General features: G+C 54.2%; 17 protein-coding genes and 1 tRNA gene. 8 read left to right on the top strand and 10 right to left on the bottom strand.

Translation table 11 applies throughout. The features are described 5' to 3' along the window. Nucleotides 1–21 precede the first annotated feature (21 nt). The 6 genes from sapA (at nucleotide 22) to AB6T85_RS01750 (ending at nucleotide 6,608) form a co-directional block, all read left to right on the top strand. Nucleotides 22–1,644 carry an ABC transporter substrate-binding protein SapA gene (gene sapA / locus AB6T85_RS01775; RefSeq protein ID WP_369894666.1) on the top strand — a complete coding sequence of 541 codons (1,623 nt, stop codon included), beginning with the start codon at nucleotides 22–24 and terminating at the stop codon, nucleotides 1,642–1,644. After that, nucleotides 1,641–2,606 carry a putrescine export ABC transporter permease SapB gene (gene sapB, locus AB6T85_RS01770; RefSeq protein WP_125287685.1) on the top strand — a complete coding sequence of 322 codons (966 nt, stop codon included), beginning with the start codon at nucleotides 1,641–1,643 and terminating at the stop codon, nucleotides 2,604–2,606. The genes sapA and sapB overlap by 4 nt, the downstream gene beginning before the upstream one ends. Then, nucleotides 2,593–3,483, top strand: a complete 891-nt coding sequence (gene sapC / locus AB6T85_RS01765) for a putrescine export ABC transporter permease SapC (RefSeq protein ID WP_253453884.1) — start codon at nucleotides 2,593–2,595, stop codon at nucleotides 3,481–3,483. The genes sapB and sapC overlap by 14 nt, the downstream gene beginning before the upstream one ends. Then, nucleotides 3,483–4,475: a putrescine export ABC transporter ATP-binding protein SapD gene (sapD, locus tag AB6T85_RS01760; protein ID WP_253453882.1), complete on the top strand. Its 993-nt coding sequence runs from the start codon at nucleotides 3,483–3,485 to the stop codon at nucleotides 4,473–4,475. The genes sapC and sapD overlap by 1 nt, the downstream gene beginning before the upstream one ends. Then, a complete protein-coding gene (gene sapF, locus AB6T85_RS01755) occupies nucleotides 4,475–5,281 on the top strand; it encodes a putrescine export ABC transporter ATP-binding protein SapF (RefSeq protein WP_253453880.1) in 807 nt (268 codons plus the stop codon). Before sapD ends, sapF begins: the two co-directional genes overlap by 1 nt. Nucleotides 5,282–5,471: 190 nt before the next feature. Next, the gene (locus AB6T85_RS01750; protein WP_369894665.1) at nucleotides 5,472–6,608 is read left to right on the top strand and encodes a CMD domain-containing protein; all 1,137 of its coding nucleotides are present in this window, start codon (nucleotides 5,472–5,474) and stop codon (nucleotides 6,606–6,608) included. A 12-nt stretch (nucleotides 6,609–6,620) separates the two neighbouring features. On the opposite strand, the gene AB6T85_RS01745 is transcribed toward AB6T85_RS01750, so the two are convergent. Further along, nucleotides 6,621–7,520, bottom strand: a complete 900-nt coding sequence (locus AB6T85_RS01745; protein ID WP_253453876.1) for a LysR family transcriptional regulator — start codon at nucleotides 7,518–7,520, stop codon at nucleotides 6,621–6,623. Between the two features lie 747 nt (nucleotides 7,521–8,267). On the opposite strand from AB6T85_RS01745, the gene AB6T85_RS01740 reads away from it, so the two are divergent. After that, nucleotides 8,268–8,465, top strand: coding sequence for a YkvA family protein (locus AB6T85_RS01740; protein ID WP_301251719.1), 198 nt, complete (start codon nucleotides 8,268–8,270; stop codon nucleotides 8,463–8,465). Between the two features lie 125 nt (nucleotides 8,466–8,590). On the opposite strand, the gene AB6T85_RS01735 is transcribed toward AB6T85_RS01740, so the two are convergent. From AB6T85_RS01735 to AB6T85_RS01700, 8 genes are all read right to left on the bottom strand, one after another. After that, a complete protein-coding gene (locus AB6T85_RS01735; protein WP_369894664.1) occupies nucleotides 8,591–10,237 on the bottom strand; it encodes a methyl-accepting chemotaxis protein in 1,647 nt (548 codons plus the stop codon). Nucleotides 10,238–10,671: 434 nt separating this feature from the next. Continuing rightward, nucleotides 10,672–10,833 (bottom strand): YnfU family zinc-binding protein, encoded by a 162-nt coding sequence (locus AB6T85_RS01730; protein WP_301251653.1) that lies wholly within the window; start codon nucleotides 10,831–10,833, stop codon nucleotides 10,672–10,674. Between the two features lie 132 nt (nucleotides 10,834–10,965). Beyond that, nucleotides 10,966–11,349, bottom strand: a complete 384-nt coding sequence (locus tag AB6T85_RS01725) for a hypothetical protein (protein ID WP_253453872.1) — start codon at nucleotides 11,347–11,349, stop codon at nucleotides 10,966–10,968. 201 nt (nucleotides 11,350–11,550) lie between these two features. Further along, nucleotides 11,551–11,626: transfer RNA gene (locus tag AB6T85_RS01720), tRNA-OTHER, on the bottom strand. 962 nt (nucleotides 11,627–12,588) lie between these two features. Next, the gene (locus tag AB6T85_RS01715; protein ID WP_253453870.1) at nucleotides 12,589–12,891 is read right to left on the bottom strand and encodes a hypothetical protein; all 303 of its coding nucleotides are present in this window, start codon (nucleotides 12,889–12,891) and stop codon (nucleotides 12,589–12,591) included. Nucleotides 12,892–13,190: 299 nt separating this feature from the next. Then, nucleotides 13,191–13,898: a DJ-1/PfpI family protein gene (locus AB6T85_RS01710; protein ID WP_253453868.1), complete on the bottom strand. Its 708-nt coding sequence runs from the start codon at nucleotides 13,896–13,898 to the stop codon at nucleotides 13,191–13,193. Between the two features lie 390 nt (nucleotides 13,899–14,288). After that, nucleotides 14,289–14,453 carry a con-10 family general stress protein gene (locus AB6T85_RS01705; protein WP_301251651.1) on the bottom strand — a complete coding sequence of 55 codons (165 nt, stop codon included), beginning with the start codon at nucleotides 14,451–14,453 and terminating at the stop codon, nucleotides 14,289–14,291. Nucleotides 14,454–14,830: 377 nt separating this feature from the next. Then, nucleotides 14,831–15,739: a LysR family transcriptional regulator gene (locus tag AB6T85_RS01700; RefSeq protein ID WP_301251717.1), complete on the bottom strand. Its 909-nt coding sequence runs from the start codon at nucleotides 15,737–15,739 to the stop codon at nucleotides 14,831–14,833. Nucleotides 15,740–15,877: 138 nt separating this feature from the next. On the opposite strand from AB6T85_RS01700, the gene AB6T85_RS01695 reads away from it, so the two are divergent. Next, a complete protein-coding gene (locus AB6T85_RS01695) occupies nucleotides 15,878–16,387 on the top strand; it encodes an SRPBCC family protein (RefSeq protein WP_253453863.1) in 510 nt (169 codons plus the stop codon). A gap of 45 nt (nucleotides 16,388–16,432) precedes the next feature. On the opposite strand, the gene AB6T85_RS01690 is transcribed toward AB6T85_RS01695, so the two are convergent. Continuing rightward, the gene (locus AB6T85_RS01690) at nucleotides 16,433–17,980 is read right to left on the bottom strand and encodes a PTS transporter subunit EIIC (protein WP_369894825.1); all 1,548 of its coding nucleotides are present in this window, start codon (nucleotides 17,978–17,980) and stop codon (nucleotides 16,433–16,435) included. Between the last annotated feature and the right edge of the window lie 132 nt (nucleotides 17,981–18,112).

Below are 18,112 nucleotides of genomic sequence, written 5' to 3'. Positions count from 1 at the left end.
GCCTGATATTTCAGATGACCTATGCGCAAACTACTCTGCACTTTTCTTGTCGGCCTTAGCCTGTTCAGCGCTATGGTTGCCGCCGCTCCGCCGGAAGACATCCGCCAGAGCGGCTTTGTCTATTGCGTGAACGGCGCGGCGACCACCTTTAATCCGCAGCTGGTCAGCGGCGGGCTGGTGGTTGATACGCTGGCTGCGCAGCTTTACGATCGCCTGCTGGATGTCGACCCCTACACCTATCGTCTGATCCCGGAACTGGCGGCAAGCTGGGAGACGCTGGATAACGGCGCGACCTACCGCTTTCATCTGCGGCACAACGTGCCTTTTCAGAAAACGGCATGGTTCACCCCTGGCCGACCTATGAACGCGGACGACGTGGTGTTCAGCTTTCAGCGTATTTTCGACCGCAAATCCGCCTGGCATGGCGTTAACGGCGGCAGTTATCCCTATTTCGACAGCCTGCAGTTCGCCGACAGCGTCGCCAGCGTGAAAAAGCTGAGCAGCGACACGGTCGAGATCCGGCTGAACGCGCCGGACGCTTCCTTTTTGTGGCACCTGGCTACCCACTATGCGCCGGTGCTTTCGGCGGAATATGCCGCGCAGTTGAGTAAAGTCGATCGGCAGGAGCAGCTGGATCGCCAGCCTGTCGGCACCGGGCCGTTTAAGCTTAGCGAATACCGCACCGGCCAGTATATCCGCCTCGCCCGCCATGCTAATTACTGGAAAGGCATGCCGCGCATGCCGATGGTGGTGATTGATATGGGCGCGGGCGGCACCGGACGCCTTTCCAAACTCCTGACCGGCGAATGCGACGTGCTGGCCTATCCTGCCGCCAGCCAGATTTCAGTGCTGCGCGACGATCCGCGCCTGCGGCTGACGCTGCGGCCCGGTATGAATATCGCCTATCTGGCGTTTAACACGCGCAAAGCGCCGCTGGATCGCGCCGAGGTGCGTCAGGCGCTGGCGCTGGCAATTAATAATGAGCGGCTGATGGAGTCCGTTTACTACGGCACGGCGGAAACGGCGGCTTCTATTTTGCCACGTGCTTCCTGGGCTTATGATAACAACGCGCGCGTCACCGAATACAATCCGCAAAAATCACGTGAGATGCTCAAGGCGCTGGGCGTGGAAGATCTCCAGCTGACGCTGTGGGTACCGGCCACCTCGCAGGCCTGGAACCCCAGCCCGTTGAAAACCGCCGAGCTGATCCAGGCCGATCTGGCGCAGGTTGGCGTTACGGTAAAAATTGTGCCCGTCGAGGGACGCTTTCAGGAAGCGCGCCTGATGGAGATGAATCACGATCTGACGCTAACGGGCTGGGCTACCGACAGTAACGATCCCGACAGCTTTTTCCGCCCGCTGTTAAGCTGCGCCGCTATCGGCTCGCAGACCAATTTTGCGCACTGGTGCGACGCCGCTTTTGACGAGACGCTACAAAAAGCACTGCTCTCGCAACAGCTGGCGTCGCGCATCGAGTACTACGGCAAGGCGCAGGCTATGCTGGCGCAGTCGCTGCCGGTGCTGCCGCTGGCCTACTCGCTGCGGCTTCAGGCCTATCGCCATGATATTCACAGCCTGGTGCTCAGCCCGTTCGGCAATGCCTCTTTTGCCGGCGTTTATCGCGACCCAAGGACGAAGCCATGATTATCTATACGCTGAGAAGGCTGGTGCTGTGGCTGGTGACGCTGTTTCTGCTGACGGTGGTCGGTTTCAGCCTGAGTTACTTTACGCCCCACGCGCCGCTACAGGGCGCTTCGTTTAGTGATGCAATCCTGTTCTGGTATCAGGGGCTGATGCAGTTTGACTTCGGCGTATCCAGCATTAACGGCGAGCCGGTTTCCCTGCAGCTGTTAGAAGTCTTCCCCGCTACGCTTGAGCTGTGCATTCTTGCTTTCGTGCTGGCGATGGCCGTTGGCATCCCGTTCGGCATTGCCGCCGGCGTGATGCGCAACCGCTGGCAGGATAAAGCGATCAGCGCGCTGGCGCTGCTGGGCTTTTCAATGCCCGTGTTTTGGCTGGCGCTGCTGCTGACGCTGTTTTTCTCGCTGGATCTGGGCTGGCTGCCGGTTTCTGGCCGCGTCGATCTGCTTTATCCCATGAAAAACATCACCGGTTTTGCGCTGATTGACGCCTGGCTGAGCGATTCGCCCTGGCGGCACGAGATGTTGAAAAGCGTGCTGCTGCACCTGATATTGCCGGTAACAGCGCTGGCCGTAGCGCCTACTACGGAAGTGGTGCGTCTGCTGCGTATCAGCACGCGCGAAGTGATGGAGCAAAACTATATTAAAGCCGCCGCCACTCGCGGTCTTTCACGACTGACCATTATCCGCCGTCACGTGCTGCATAATGCGCTGCCGCCGGTTGTGCCTCGCCTGGGACTGCAATTTTCTACCATGCTGACGCTGGCGATGATCACTGAAGTGGTGTTCAGCTGGCCAGGTCTGGGACGCTGGCTGGTGGACGCCATCAGGCAGCAGGACTACGCGGCGATTTCCGCAGGCGTAATGATGGTTGGCGGTCTGGTGATTACTGTGAACGTGCTGGCCGATATTCTGGGCGCGCTGACGACGCCGCTGAAGCATAAGGAATGGTATGCCCTCCGATAACATTTACGCCGAAAAACGGCTGCCCAGCACTTTCCGCACCACGTGGCGGCTGTTTTATCATGACACCACCGCGATGGTCGGTTTCTACCTGTTTATCGCGCTGCTGCTGCTGTGCCTGTTTGGCCGCCTGCTTGCGCCTTACGGGCTGGCGCAGCAGTTTTTAGGTTATCAGCTGCTGCCGCCCTCGTGGTCGCGCTACGGCGATGTTTCATTTTTTCTCGGCACGGACGATTTGGGCCGCGATCTGCTGAGCCGCCTGCTGAGCGGCGCGGCGCCAACGGTAGGCTCGGCTATCGCCATTACCGTACTGGCCTCGCTTTGCGCCATGGTGCTGGGCGTTTTTGCCGGGCTGACCAGAGGATTGCGTTCGGCGGTGATGAACCACATTCTGGATACCTTTCTTTCCATTCCTTCGCTGCTGCTGGCGATCATCGTGGTGGCGTTTTTTGGCCCAGGTTTAAGCCATGCCTGGCTGGCAGTATTCCTGGCGATAATTCCTCGTCTGGTGCGCTCGGTCTATACCGCCGTGCACGACGAACTGGAAAAGGAGTATGTCACCGCCGCCCGTCTGGATGGCGCCTCCAGCATGAATATTCTTCGCTATGCGATTTTCCCCAATATCCTGGCGCTGCTGGTTTCGGAATTTACCCGCGCGCTGTCGATGGCTATCCTGGATATCGCCGCGCTGGGCTTTCTGGATCTGGGCGCGCAGTTGCCTTCTCCCGAATGGGGAGCCATGCTTGGTGATGCGCTGGAGCTGATTTACGTCGCACCCTGGACGGTGATGCTGCCCGGCGCGGCGATAATGCTCAGCGTGCTGATTGTCAATTTGCTGGGCGACGGTATTCGTCGCGCCATCGTTGCGGGAGTTGAATAATGCCGCTGCTCGATATTCGTAATCTGACCATTGAGTTTATGACCGCCGATGGCCCGGTCAAGGCGGTCGATCGCGTCAGTATTACGCTGACCGAAGGGGAAGTTCGCGGCCTGGTGGGCGAATCCGGCTCGGGCAAGAGCCTGATCGCCAAAGCGATCTGCGGCGTGACCAAAGATAACTGGCGGGTTACTGCCGACCGTATGCGCTTTGACGATATCGACCTGCTTAAGCTGTCGCCGCGCGAAAGGCGTAAACTTGTTGGCCATAACGTGTCGATGATTTTTCAGGAGCCGCAGTCCTGCCTCGATCCTTCTGAAAGCGTGGGTAAACAGCTAAAACAGGCTATTCCCCGCTGGACGTGGAAAGGCCGCTGGTACCAGCGTTTCGGCTGGCGGCATCGTCGCGCTATCGAGCTACTGCACCGCGTGGGCATCAAAGATCATAAAGATATTATGCGCAGTTTTCCCTATGAGCTGACCGAAGGCGAATGCCAGAAAGTGATGATCGCCATTGCGCTGGCCAACCAGCCGCGCCTGCTGATTGCCGATGAACCCACTAACGCGATGGAACCGACGACGCAGGCGCAGATTTTCCGTCTGCTTTCCCGGCTTAATCAGAACAACAACACCACGATTTTGCTGATCAGCCACGATTTGCAGATGCTGAGCCACTGGGCGAACCGCATCAACGTAATGTACTGTGGCCAGACGGTGGAAACCGCCACCAGCGAAGATTTGATCGTGCAGCCGCACCATCCTTATACGCAGGCGCTAATCAGGGCGATGCCGGATTTTGGGCGCTCGCTGCCGCATAAAAGTCGTCTGAACACCCTGCCCGGTGCGATCCCTTCGCTGGAGCACCTGCCCATTGGCTGCCGTCTGGGGCCGCGCTGCCCTTATGCGCAGAAAAAATGTATCGAAACGCCCCGCCTGGCGGGCGGAAAATCGCACCTGTTCGCCTGTCATTTCCCGCTGAATATGGAGAGTCAGTAATGGTTGAAACGCTGCTGGAGGTGCGCAACCTCAGTAAAACCTACCGTTACCGAACCGGCCTGTTTCGGCGTCAGCATGTTGAGGCGGTCAAAGAGGTCAGCTTTACGCTACGCGAAAGACAGACGCTGGCGATCATCGGCGAAAACGGCTCCGGTAAGTCGACGCTGGCGAAAATGCTCAGCGGCATGATTGAGCCGAGTGCGGGCGAAATCCTGATTGACGATCGGCCGCTGCAATATGGCGATTACGGCTACCGCAGCCAGCGTATCCGTATGATCTTTCAGGATCCGTCCACTTCGCTGAATCCACGCCAGCGCATCGGCCAGATCCTGGATTTCCCGCTGCGTCTGAATACCGATCTGACCGCCGAAGCGCGGGAAAAGCGCATTATCGCCACCCTGCGCCAGGTCGGTTTGCTGCGCGATCACGCCGCTTATTATCCTCATATGCTGGCGCCGGGACAGAAGCAGCGCGTCGGTCTTGCCCGCGCGTTGATCCTGCAACCTAAGGTCATTGTCGCCGACGAGGCGCTGGCCTCGCTGGATATGTCTATGCGCTCGCAGCTGGTGAATCTGATGCTGGAGCTACAGGACAAGCACGGCATCGCCTATATCTATGTGACGCAGCATCTGGGCATGATGAAGCATATCAGCGATCAGGTAATCGTCATGCATCACGGCGAAGTAGTAGAGCGCGGCAGCACCGCAGATGTCCTCGCCTGCCCGCTACACGATCTGACGAAAAGACTGATTACCAGCCACTTTGGCGAAGCGCTGACGGCGGACGCCTGGCGTAAAGATCGTTAGTCCCGCTCTTTTAAACGCCCGTTCTGCCAGGAATGGGCGAATTTCCAGCCGGTTCCGCTGCTTCTTTCACCATTATGCTTTTCCGCTATTTATTAGCACCGATCGGTCTTTGCCGGTTATTCCGCTTGCGCGAGGATAGGCTTGCCCTCCGGTCCGTACTCAGGGCCAGCCAACTTGAAAAGGAATGACTATGGAACAGCGTCGGCTTAAAAGCCATAGCCACTGGTATCACGAAACTCAGGCCACGCTCGCCAGCCGGGCAGAGCCTCTGGTGCCCGAGGCCGCTGATATTGAAGACCGTTTTTTGCTGGGACTGGCCGCGCTTTGTGAAGGCGGGCTGCGGCAGACGCTACAGGAAGCGCAGCCGGCGCTGCTGGCTTCAAGAGATCTCTACTCGCTGCTGTTTCCTTCGTCGCTGACCGCCTCGCTGACGCATACGCTGACGTTATACGATCGTCTCAGCACCGCACTTACCGTGGCGCAGGTTACCGGCGTTCAGCGCCTGTGTAACCATTACGCCGCACGCCTCAACCCGCTAAGCGGGCCGGACTCTTCACGTGAGAGCAACCGTCGCCTGACGCAAATTACCGAATATGCCCGCCAGCTGGCGATGCAGCCGACGCTGATTGACGAGCCGGCATTGCAGCGGCTGGATGAGGCAGGCCTGACCGCGCCGGATATCATCACCTTTAGCCAGATTATCGGTTTTGTCTGTTATCAGGCGCGAGTGGCGGCTGGCGTGCATGCCCTGCTCGCCCTGCCGGTTCGCTGGATCCCTGGCGTAACCGTTCCGCCAGATGCGGACGAATACGGCTTTACCGACCAGCATAGCTGGCAGCCCCGGCTGACGCCCGTTGAGCTGCGTTACGCCACGCACAGCCAGCTGGAAGCGCTGACCTTCTGCCAGCCTCAGCAGGCATTAAGCCGCAGCGCCTGGCTGCTGGCGCACGACGGGGATGCCCTGTACGGCTGGGGTCAGCTGATTAAGGTACTGGAAGAGCAAACGACGACGCCGGAAGGCCAGCTTGCCGCCGCAGTAGCCGCACGGATCAACGGCAGTGCAGCCTGCTTTAACCGGTACGCGCCGGAAGCGCTGCGTAGCGCGTTAAAAACAGGCGTTGATGACGCGATCGGAAGCGCCAGCGCCGTCGATCGGGCAGTGATACAGACCGCCGCGCAGCTGACCCGCTCGCCGGAGCGCTTCAGCGCCGCGCATTTACAGCCGCTGAAAGAGGCGGGTTTTTCGCTGCAGAGAATGATGAACGTGATTTTCAGTACGGCGCTGGCAGGCTGGAATAACCGGCTGATGCAGTCGCTGGGGAGTTAGCGTTCGTCGCGGCTAACGTTCGCTAAGCCAGCGGCGTACCTCGTCAAAAAAGTGCTGGGACAGCGGCGTCGCTCTGCCCGGCTCGGCAATAACCACTGCGGCCTGGCGGCTCATCGGCGCAATGGCCAGCGGGCGCGACTGCAATTCCGGCGTCATGGCCGGCAGCAGATGGCCGCGAGGCGAAATCAGGCAGCCCAGCCCTACCTGAACGCCCTGCGCCAGTTGAAACACGGAGGTGGTTTCCAGTATCACCCGCAGATGGATATCGGCTTCCCGAAAGTGGGTATCCAGATAGCGTCGGAAATAGCGCGTCTGCTCCGCCAGACACAGCGGGATCTCTTTTAGTTCGTTCAGGCTCAGCGGCGCTTCGCCCACCAGCTGCGGAAAATGTTCGGGATGGAAAACCACTTCCACGCCGTTGTCCGCCAGCGGTTCGGCCTGGAAATGCAGCTCGCGCAGCGTGACCAGCTCAAAAAAGCCAATGCCGACGTCCACCGTATAGCTGTTCAATGCGTCAAGCAGCTGATCGGCGCTGAGCACCGAGACGCGATAGTTAAGCTGCGGATAACGTTCCTGGATGCCTTTCAGCACCAGCGGCAGCGAGATGCTGCACTGCGGCACCACGCCAATACGTAGCGTGCCCGCAACGCCATGTTTTAACGATTCGACTTCCAGCTTGAGGCCCTGATAGACGGAGACGATTTCCCGCGCCCACGTCAGCACCCTTTCGCCTTCTGGCGTAAAGCCGTCGAAGTTATTGCTGCGGTTGATCAGCGATAGCCCCAGCTCGCGCTCCAGGTTTTTCAGACGCATCGACAGCGTCGGCTGGCTGACGAAGCTCGCCTCCGCCGCACGGCCAAAATGGCGCTCGCGCTCAAGGTTACACAGGTAAATAAGTTGTTTTATATCCATTTTTCTTATTTTTCAGAAGGTTATGTCAGACAGGCTTTATTGACTGGTAAGCAGGCATCCGGGCGCAAAATCAGCCCGGTCGACAGGCATTGCTGACTAAAGAAGATCTTCAGCCAGCGCGCCTGAGATGTCAATTTAAAGAGCCCTAAAGGCTAATGTCGTGCTGCTGAACGTCAATAATGGCTGTTGTCCGCGCTCATTCAGCAAAAGCATTTGTATGCAAGTTTCCCTGATAAAATTCCGTCGGAACAAATTTCAGGCTCAGGTACGTGCCTCCAGCCATTTTATAACATTGGGATTAATTTAGTGTGCCGGGTCAACCGGCTCTGATTATTTGCCTGCATACCTTACAGGCTTTTTTTACCTTCAGGCCAGATAGCTCGTTAATAATGGATTTTTATTATTGCAGCCCGACAATTGCGGCATTTTTTTTGGTGCGTAATAAAGTTGCCCGGCATCTCTTTACTGAAATGGTTAACGGTAGCTTTAGTTTTACGACAGAAGCCGTACATAAATACCGGGCCGCTCACAAAGAGATAAAGCCCTGAAGAGATATGCCGATGAACAACAGGGTTTAATTTCAGGAGAAAGAGATGGAAAACAAGTTCACCACCGCTAAAGATTTTAACGATGACGGCTTTTGGTAAAAATTGTTAAGTACGTTAAAAAAGCGGGGCATGAAGTCATTGAAAAAGCGCTTTGGTTCTATTTTTCTGCGCAGAGACCAGACACGCCAATTTGGGCAAAATGACGATTTACGCTGCGCTTGCTTATTTCGTTTTGCCGATTGATGCCGTCCCTGATGCTTTGCCCGTTGTTGGTTTTACGGATGACCCTGGTGTCCCGGCTGGGGCGCTGGCTGCTGTGTCGATGTATATCAACGAAGATGTAAAAACCAGGCTACAGAAAAAATGGCAGACTGGTTCGACTAAACGTTATTGCTGATGACTGGTGACGATATCAGCCCAACGAGCACGCCCGAAAGGGCTATCGGCGCTGCATTGGCTGTGGATCAAGAGCGTGGAAAATGACTTTAACGCCAAAGCCCCCATTACTGGGGGCGAACCACATTAAAAACTTTCCCAATCCCCGGCTGATACAGCGGCCGCCTTCGCGGGCGTACGGCTCACGGATGGCTTAACAAAGGTCTCGGTTTTTTTGTACATCCGCGTATCTGAAGTTAACTTAAAGGCAGACACCAGTTGGCTGAGCGTCTCCGCCTGATCCTGTAGCGATCTGGACGCGGACGAGGCTTCCTCGACCAGCGCAGCATTTTGTTGCGTCACTTCGTCCATCTGCCCGATAGCCAAATGAACCTGCTCAATACCGCGGCTTTGTTCCGCTGCCGAAGTAGCAATCTCATTGACAATAGTCGCGACCTGGTTGATTGAGCTGGTCACTTTTGCTGAGTTTTCACCCACGCTGGCCGCCTGCAGCGCCCCGCTTTCGACGTGCATAACAGAGGCGTTGATCAGATCTTTAATCTCTTTTGCCGCAGAGGAAGAACGCTGCGCAAGATTACGCACTTCGCTTGCCACCACTGCAAAGCCTCTGCCATGCTCGCCAGCTCTTGCCGCCTCAACGGCAGCGTTCAGCGCCAGAATATTGGTCTGGAATGAAATCCCCTCGATCAGCCCCGTTATTTCGGAAATTTTTCCGGAGCTGGTGCGGATATCTTCCATCGTATTCAACATATTCCTCACGGACTGACCGTTTTCTGTCGACAGCTTATTAGCGCTATCGGCCAGCGTGCTCGCCTCGCTGGCACTGAAGGAGTTATTTTTTACCGTTTCACTCAGTGCAGCCATACTCGAAGAGGTCTCTTCAAGCGAAGCCGCCTGCTGCTCGGTACGAGAAGACAAATCTTCATTACCTGCGGCAATTTGTGAAGATCCTGAGCTTACGGATAACGATGCGCTATTAACAGCCGTTAACGTCTCTGAAAACTTAGTCAGTAATTTATTAAACGCTGAAGCGGTTTTTCCTATTTCATCAGCGTGGCTGTCGTCAGCCTGGCGAGTAAGGTCTAACGTGTTGCTGACTTCCAGCATTGTCTCTTCTATATTCAGAAGGCTTCTTCTGATATTCAGAATGGTTTTTATGGCAAAAAAGCTGAGCAGCACAATCACCAAAAGAACCGCAGTTGACATCATCCAGATTGTTTTTGAATAGATTTCTCTATTGATTTTTTTTAGCTCATTGCCAATCTGGATATTAAGTTCAATCTGCTTATTCAAATCTGATGCTAATTTTCTGCCTGCAGCACCTATACCTGATTCACCCTGAAGCAAGGCCAGCGTTACGCTCTCATTTTGCGCGCGGGAAGCGTTAAGGAACGCCGGTAAGTCAGCCCGTACTGCGTCGATGTCACGGTAGATCTGCTCTGTCATACTACGATCTTCAGCACTGGAGATATCATTAGCCATGTAATAATCAGTCAGCTTTTTCAATTCATCCAGCGTGTCGTCGATATGGCGTTCAGCGGCAGGCAGCTTTGTATCATCGGTAAGCGCCTGGTGCTTGTATAAGGCCAGGCCCAAAGCGCTGGAAGCGCTAATGGATTTGTTAAGATCCTTAATGCTGGGGATAGCATTATTCTGCACATATTCGAAGCGGGATTGAAAACCCGATATAATTGAGAATGATACCGCTGCCAGCGTGCATAAAGCCAGCGCCAACAGGGTAAACGTCAGGAACAAACGCTGCGTAATATTCATACCTACCTCAAACCTGATAATTTAATAAGCCCTAAGAAGACCTTTTGTCCCCAGGGTAGGGTTATCGGTATGCCATTGAAAAAAATTAGCCCTTGTATCAAGTTTAAATTTTTTTTCGTGCAGGGCAATACAACCTATTATTAATATTGATTTTATTACTTAAGTTACATTTGTTCACGTAATACTGACGTGCAAAGGATCCGTATTGTGCTATCGGCTTTTTATCGTTTTGGTCACCCGGCCCTTTTAATCTTCAGCCTGTAAGCCAAAACTCACTGTATGTGTTAATTAATTTAGCAAGTTATGTTTCATGTTTTAAGGATAAATCATCTGGACGCCCCTGTTTCTGGCGCCGTAACAGCCATTCCTGGCGCGGTCAGTATTAAACACGCCGATAAAAACCGCCCGGAGGCGGCTTAGCTTTTCAGCACTATTTAACCGTGAATAACAAAAAGGGATTTGCAATGTGGGCAGAGCAATGCCTGCTCTCGAGAAATTTTTGCAACTGAATGCTTAGAGCTTTTTCCGCATATAGGGCATTTGGCGTCAGCGTTTATTCTGGCGATACGGTCCATCATCTGAGCGAAAAAGGACATGGTATTTGGCCTTGTGAGAAGTGAGCCTGATTATACCATCCCTGCGCAAATTTTACTCAACTAACCTGCATTTTCGATCTGGATTAGGCTGCCGCACTTTAACGCCTGGCTTTCTCTGTGGGGAAACCTTGATCATTTGACTGTCTCAATAGTTGAACCGTGCGAATTCATCACGTAGACCTTGTCTCCCGGATAGATGTATTGATACAGCGTTCCATCCGCTTCTTTAAGGCCAGGCATTTTCACGCTATCCACCTCGCTGATAAGCACAGCTACAGCGTCCCCGACCAGTACGCCATCCCTTTCACTGATCATAATGGCCTCTTGCTGTAAGACTTTGCTTTTCTCTTCATTTTCATAGATAGCAGGCATTACCTCAGCAAAATCGGGATTGGGATGCTCTTTGGTCAGCGTCAGAACATAGCCGAAGGTTTCCGAACCGCGTCTTGCAATAGTGATATTGTTCACCTCACAGATATGCGTCACACCCCCGATGATACTTTTAACGGTCAGCATAGTGTTCTCCTTCTTCCGGACGTAAAAAAGCCCCGCGTTGGCGAGGCTCAGGTTGTTTGCGCACCTTATTCCAATAACGGACAGACAACGCTCAAAACGTTATCTCTTACGCTGATCCCCCTATAATACCCTTTATATAAAAAGGTTAATAAAGCGCAGGCGTAAAAAAAGGCCACCCAGGGTGACCTTCAGAACAAGTACTGGACCGCCGTCAGGGATTCGAACCCCAAACCTTCAGCTCCGTGGCTGATGCTCTCTCCAGGTGAGCTAACGGCGGTTTAATCCTGATGCCGGTTACGTTCCGGTAACCTGATGCCAGTTGCGTTCCGGTAACCTGATTCCGGTTACGTTCCGGTAAAATCGTTAGCGCAGCTTGTTCACCCGTCTCCCTGAGGAGAAGCAGGGTTGATACGTCCCTCGCGCAGGAGCATGTTCTGGTAGTGTAGTACACCGCAGACAGAAAAAAGGCCCTGCCTGAGCAGAGCCTGAAATTTGGTGCGCCTGTTTATCATCACTGATTAAGGGTCAGTCCGTCGGTCGGGCGGCGCATTGGCGACTACCTGATTAAGCATAGTTATGGTTCAGCAAATAGCAAATTAAGAGCCGATGGCCAGGCGCTGTGGTTCAGGCGAGATGACCAACCGCCGTGCCGGTAACAGCTGTTTAAAGTGGCCTGATGGCGGCACTTATGCTGCTAAACCTCTCTCCATACTTTGGCTCGCACGGCGGTATTGGCAGCATTTCAGGGTAAACATCCCTTAATAAGATTCGTCTCAGAACAAAATTTAACCACCGGGATGTGATTCGGATCACTTTATGGTCTGCGTATTACTTTAGGGTGGTGAGGCAAAACAGAGTTAACTTCGTTTTTTTGCCCGCGGCTCCCTGCGGGCTTTTTTTATATAAATAATCCTGAATAACGCCTTACCTGTCCGTGTCAGCACAGAGATGAGCATGATATAGCTGCTATTTTTACCAAAAGCGCGCACGGTTCAGGTTTAATAGGTGCTGATAAAAGCGCTAATATTTTCTATAGAGAGGTTACACTGAAAGCGAGCCAGAAAGCAGATAGTTAATTTAAAGCGAGGACAGATATTATAATAACCGTATTCAGTGGCACGAGGCCTTAACTATCCGTGTGCGATAAGATGGTTTCAGAATACAAGGTTTTTAGTGCCACTGTAAAATATAGAAAAGCTCATTAATTTCACCGCCTTTGTCTTTATTCCTTCACGGCGGCTAAGCCTTTAAAATTGATACCGGCACTGATATCCAGCTGCCTATTGAAGCGTGAACCACGGCGCGGTACACCGCCTCCGGTAAGGTTTTGCCCACGGAGGGCGCTCTTTCGTCCAGATAAGCGATAAACATCTGTTTATGGCCGCCGCTGCTCAGGAATATATTCAGATTGCTTATCAGATATCCAGCCTTGTCCCACGTCGTAGCCGCGCCTTTCGGCCAGGCGCCGCCTATAGCTTTAAGCACGGCCCATTCCAGGGCTTTGCCTTCCAGTTCGTCGGTTTGAACGGTTTCAGTCTGCATTATATTCCCCGTAAGCCTGCCTTGCCTGGCAGAAAAGCGTTAGCTGCTAAATTGTTGCCAGTTATTCCATACTTCGGTAACAAATGCACCCTGATAATGCTTCTGTCGCTTATATTCAGAATCAGGCCATGCCTGGCCGCCGCTCTTTATTATTAATACCCTAAGGACAAAGCAGACTATTCTTATTTATTGACATCCCGGCTTATATTCAGAATTGGCCCCGGTGTTAATTACCGCTGTAATAAATATCAAGCCAGCATCGTCTTTTAGTGACGCCGTCACCTGCCTGCCGGTCCCGGTCACGACCGGCAGGCAGAATTGCTCAGCCGTAATGCCGCTTTTTGCGTTGCCTTCAGCCTTTTAGCAATGAATCCCGCCGCCTGTGCGCTGGCTCTTGCGACCTGCTCTGCTGAAGCCACGCGAGGGGAGCCGCAGTCAAACGGCGGCGCAGGATCGTATTCCATCTGCAGCTGGATAGCCTGAGCGATTTCGTCGCCGTAGAGCGCGGCCACCACGCTAAGCGCAAAATCGATGCCGGAAGTCACGCCAGCGCCGGTAATAAGATTACCATCCCGCACTACGCGCTCGCCTACCGGCTCGGCACCCAGTAACGCCAGCTGCGACAGCGATCCCCAGTGGCAGGTCGCTTTGCGTCCCTGTAAAAGCCCGGCGGCGCCCAACACCAGCGAGCCGGTACAAACGGAGGTAAGCAAATTAACCTCTGCGCTTTTGCGGCGGATAAATGCCAACGTATCGTTGTCTTCCATCAGCGCGATCTGCCCTGGGCCGCCGGGCACGCAAAGGACATCCAGTTTTGGGCAAGCCTCAAAGGTTGTGGAAGGCAGGATCGCCATGCCGCGATCGGACACTACCGGTTCCCGCGTTTTCCAGATGAGATGCACCTGCGCGCCAGGCGCACGGGCAAAAACTTCAAAAGGGCCGGTAAGATCGAGCTGGGTTAAATCGGGGTAAAGCAAAAGGCCAATGGCAAGGGTTTGGGCAGACATGCTTTTCTCCTGAAAAAATGAAGTCCGTTTTTCGCATATTCACAGACAGGCGGCAAGCGTAAAAAAGCCGTCTTATACGGCGCACGCCCTTTCTCGCGATCTGAATTTTCTCCACCTGTTCCAAAAGAAGGATATAAACGAAGCGGCAAATCTGGAACCATGCAGATATAAAATTATCGGCAAAAGCGAAAATGAAGCTCCCACTTCTGAATAAGTTGTAGAAATTAATAATAATGCATAAAAAAACCCGCCACCCCTGAAACAGAGGGATGCGGGTTTTAGCCGGTTACGGGACAACCTTAAATTACTTTCTTCGGCCAACTTAATCAATCGGCTAATAGTTGAGCCAATTTAAACGGCCCGATACTACCTGTGGTCATCCCATACTACTTAGCTGCGGTGGCTGTTCTGCCCACCTTTTTTACCGGCTTCGGAGGCCTTATCACGGTCGTTTTTGAAAGAACCGCTGCTGCTCTGGCCGCCTTTCTTACCTGCTTCTGATGCTTTTTCACGATCCTCGGCGAAGTTGCCGGAATTTCCACGATGCTGAGTCATAATAGCTTCCTCTTCGTGTATTCAATTTCTCACCGGATAATATAGCTCGGCTACTGCTGTTTTTACCGAACGCCGGTGAACGTCGTGCATGAATAACTATAGCAACCTCTCATCAGCCTGCAAGAAAAAACCTTTATTTAATGGCGGATCGCCTGTTTCATTTTATATTCAACAGGCTTTCTCATACGCACCCTGAAAAAGCCAGCCAAATCAGTAAAATATATAGACGCGAAAAATATGACATAATTTTTCAGGATTATTAATAATGTTTTAAAATAACAGTTAATAAACCACAGCAGGCTTAAGCCTTTATCTCTGTAATGAAATATACCCATTGCAATAGCAAGACGGCAGAAGGGCCGTCTGTCCCTGTCTGATTACGGCTCATCGCTGAACAGAGCGGTAAACAAGGCTCGCAGCCAGCGGTGCCCGGCGTCACGATGCGTGCGGTCGTGCCACGCCAGGATTTTGGTAAAGCCGGGAATGACCAGCGGCGGCGCCTGTATCGCCATTTTCTCGACGCCCACGGTCAGTCGATAAGGCGTTACCGCAATCAGATCGCTGAGCTGCAAAATTTCCGGCAGCATCAGAAAGCTGTTGATCGCCATGACCACCCTTCTTTCGCGTCCCAACGCCGCTAAAGCGCGATCGGTCACGCCGGAAAATCTGTCCCCGGTAAAAGAAACCAGAACCTGGTCAAGCTGGCAGAAACGGTCCAACGTCAGCGGCCGGGGGCCGGCATCAGGATGATCTTTGCGCATCATGCAGACATAGCGTTCATCAAAAAGGTGGCGGGTGTGCAGCTCCTGCGGCGTGGTTTCAGGCGTGACCAGGGCGAAATCGATTTCGCCCCGCGCCAGCTGATCTGCTAGCTGGCCGGCCTCAACCGGCACCACAGCCACGCGAATGCCCGGTGCCTGTCGACGCAGCGCGGTCACAAACGGCACGATAACCGCTTTTAAAGCATAATCCGTGGCGGCGACGGTGATCGTCATCTCTGCGCTGGCCGGGTTAAACACTTTTCTTTGTAATAACGCTTCCGTTTCGCTGAGGATCCTTTTCACCGGCGCAGCCAGCTCCAGCGCGCGTGGCGTGGGCACTATCCCTCTTTGCGTTCGGCTGAACAGCGGATCGTCAAAACAGTCGCGCAGCCGCGTCAGCATTCCGCTGACGGCTGGCTGAGTAAGCGACAGCCTGGCTGCCGCACGCGTAACGCTGCGTTCATCCAACAATGCATCCAGGGTTTTCAACAGATTCAAATCCATTGTGCGGATATCCGTTTTCATCTCGCTTCGCTTCCCCTTTAGATATCATTCTTCATGATATCAGTAATAACAAACCCTGATTAGCCTTATATCAGCACTCTCCGCATACTCGCTTTACCAACAGCGACTGGCGCTGTGCTCTGTTTTTATGGGTGACTAATGAACGCTATTATCTGGCCTGAAGGCTATATTCCGGGTTTTTGTGATAACTTCGCCTCGAACGAGGTTATTGTGGCAGGTCTGTCCACGGCGGAAGTCTGGCCGCTGTTGAATACCCCAGCGCTGTGGCCAACCTATTATGAAAATGTTGCTGATATTCGTTTCTGTCACGGTAAAGGTCCGCAGCTGGCGCAGGAGGTGCGTTTCTACTTCACGACTTTTGGTTTTCCTGTCGAGGCGCAGGTAACTGAATGCGTAGCGCCATCCACCGGCGAACCGGCGCGCGTGGCGTGGCATGGCTGGTCCGGCGAAGGCGAAACGCGGCTGGATGTGCATCATGCCTGGCTGCTGGAAGATTTGGCCGGCGGACGCGTACGTATCCTGACCCAGGAAACCCAGAACGGCCATCCGGCTAAAGCACTGGCGAAAACCACGCCAAACCCGATGATTAACGGCCATCAGGCATGGCTGGATGGCCTGGTCGCCGCCGCCCTCGCCCGGAAAGCCTGACACGGCGAACGTTCTGTAAATGCGGCCTGCCAGGGACGGCAGCAGTCAGGCCACGCCCAGGGCAGCTTTCACCTCGCTGGCGATTTTTTCAACCTGCGGCCCGTAAATGACCTGGATATCGTGGTCGCTGACGCGGTTGATGCCGTTGGCGCCCGTGGTCATCAGCGTTTGATCGACGACCTCTTTCATCTCTTTTACCCGCACCCGCAGTCGGGTAAAGCAGCAATCGACGTCCTCTATATTGCCTTCGCCGCCCAGTCCGCTAATGATCACCCGAATACGCTGATCGGCCGCGACCGTTTTGCTTTCCGGCTCCGTCTCTTCCGCTTCCCTGCCCGGCGTTTCTACCCGCATACGCAGGATAACAAAGCGAAAACCGTAGTAGTAAACCGGCACGTAGATGGCGCCAAGCACCAGCGTCCACCACCATTGAGTTTTGCTGCCGCCAAGAATACCAAACACCACGAGATCGATAGCGCCGCCCTGAATATTGCCGATCATCAGGTGCAGCATCGACATCAGCATAAAAGACAGGCCGCTAAGGAGCGCGTGCAGCAGATAAAGAATGGGCGAAACAAAGATAAAGCAGAATTCCAGCGGCTCGGTGATGCCGGTCGTAAACGAAGTGAGCGCGCCCGCCAGCATCAGCGCTTTGACCCGCTGCTTGTGCTCCGGCCTCGCACAGTGATAGATCGCCAGCGCGGCCGCCGGCAGGCCAAACATCATCACCGGGATTTTTCCCTGCGCCAGGAACTGCGTGGCGTTTCTGATAATGTCATCCGGTACGGAGCCGGGATGGGTCAGCGCGGTATTAAAGATATTCAGCGCGCCCACGATGGTCTGATTATCCACGGTAGCGACGCCACCAATAGGCGTGAAGCGCACCGTTTCGTTAAGGATATGATGCAGGCCGGTAGGGATAAGCAGGCGTTCGCTGGTGCCATATAAGAAAGCCCCATACTGCCCGCTTTTGCCGATTAGCTCGCCAACCCAGGCGATACCGGCGCCGATAGTGGGCCAGATCGCCGCCAGCAGCACGCCCACCAGCGGCAGCACCAGCACGGTCACGATCGGCACAAAACGTCGCCCGCCGAAGAAGCTGATAGCGGTAGGCAGCTGCGTGGTATAGAAGCGGTTATGAATGGTCGCGGTCAGCAAACCGGCAATAACGCCGCCCAGCACGCTCATGTTATAGGTAAAGATACCCAGCATCGGGATATATTCCGCCGAGGTCATCATGGCGGCCGTTTGCTCCATGCCTTTCGCCTGCAGCGCTTCCGGCGTGGTCGTAGCCGCCGTCAATCCCTGCGCCGCAAGCGTGGCGCTGACGCCGACATGCATGGCGATAAAGCCGATAACAGCAGCAAAGGCGGCGGTCGGCTTTTCCGCTTTCGCCAGGCCAATCGCGCTGGCAACGGCAAAAAAGAGCGGCAGATTGGCAAACAGCGCGCCCGCCACCTTGCGGATAAAGCCAATAATCAGCTGTGGAACGTGCAGGCTGGCAAACGCATCGCCGGTTATCGCCGGGTTTTGCAGCGCGGCCGCCACGCCCAGAAAGATACCGGCGGCGGCGATAACGGAGATCGGCATCATCAGCGCTTTGCCGAAAGCATGAATTTTACTGGCAAATTCTTTCACAGGCCCCTCGTCTTTCCGGCTGAAAGCCTGAGTATGATCCAGCGCAAGACGGGACGCGGAGAAATGCATATGCTTCCGTATGATTCT

Origin of the sequence: Erwinia aeris (genome assembly GCF_041224955.1) — a bacterium.
Taxonomy (GTDB): Bacteria; Pseudomonadota; Gammaproteobacteria; order Enterobacterales; family Enterobacteriaceae; genus Erwinia; species Erwinia aeris.
Note: the sequence above shows the minus strand (reverse complement) of the source record. Positions and strands in the feature narration are given on the sequence as shown.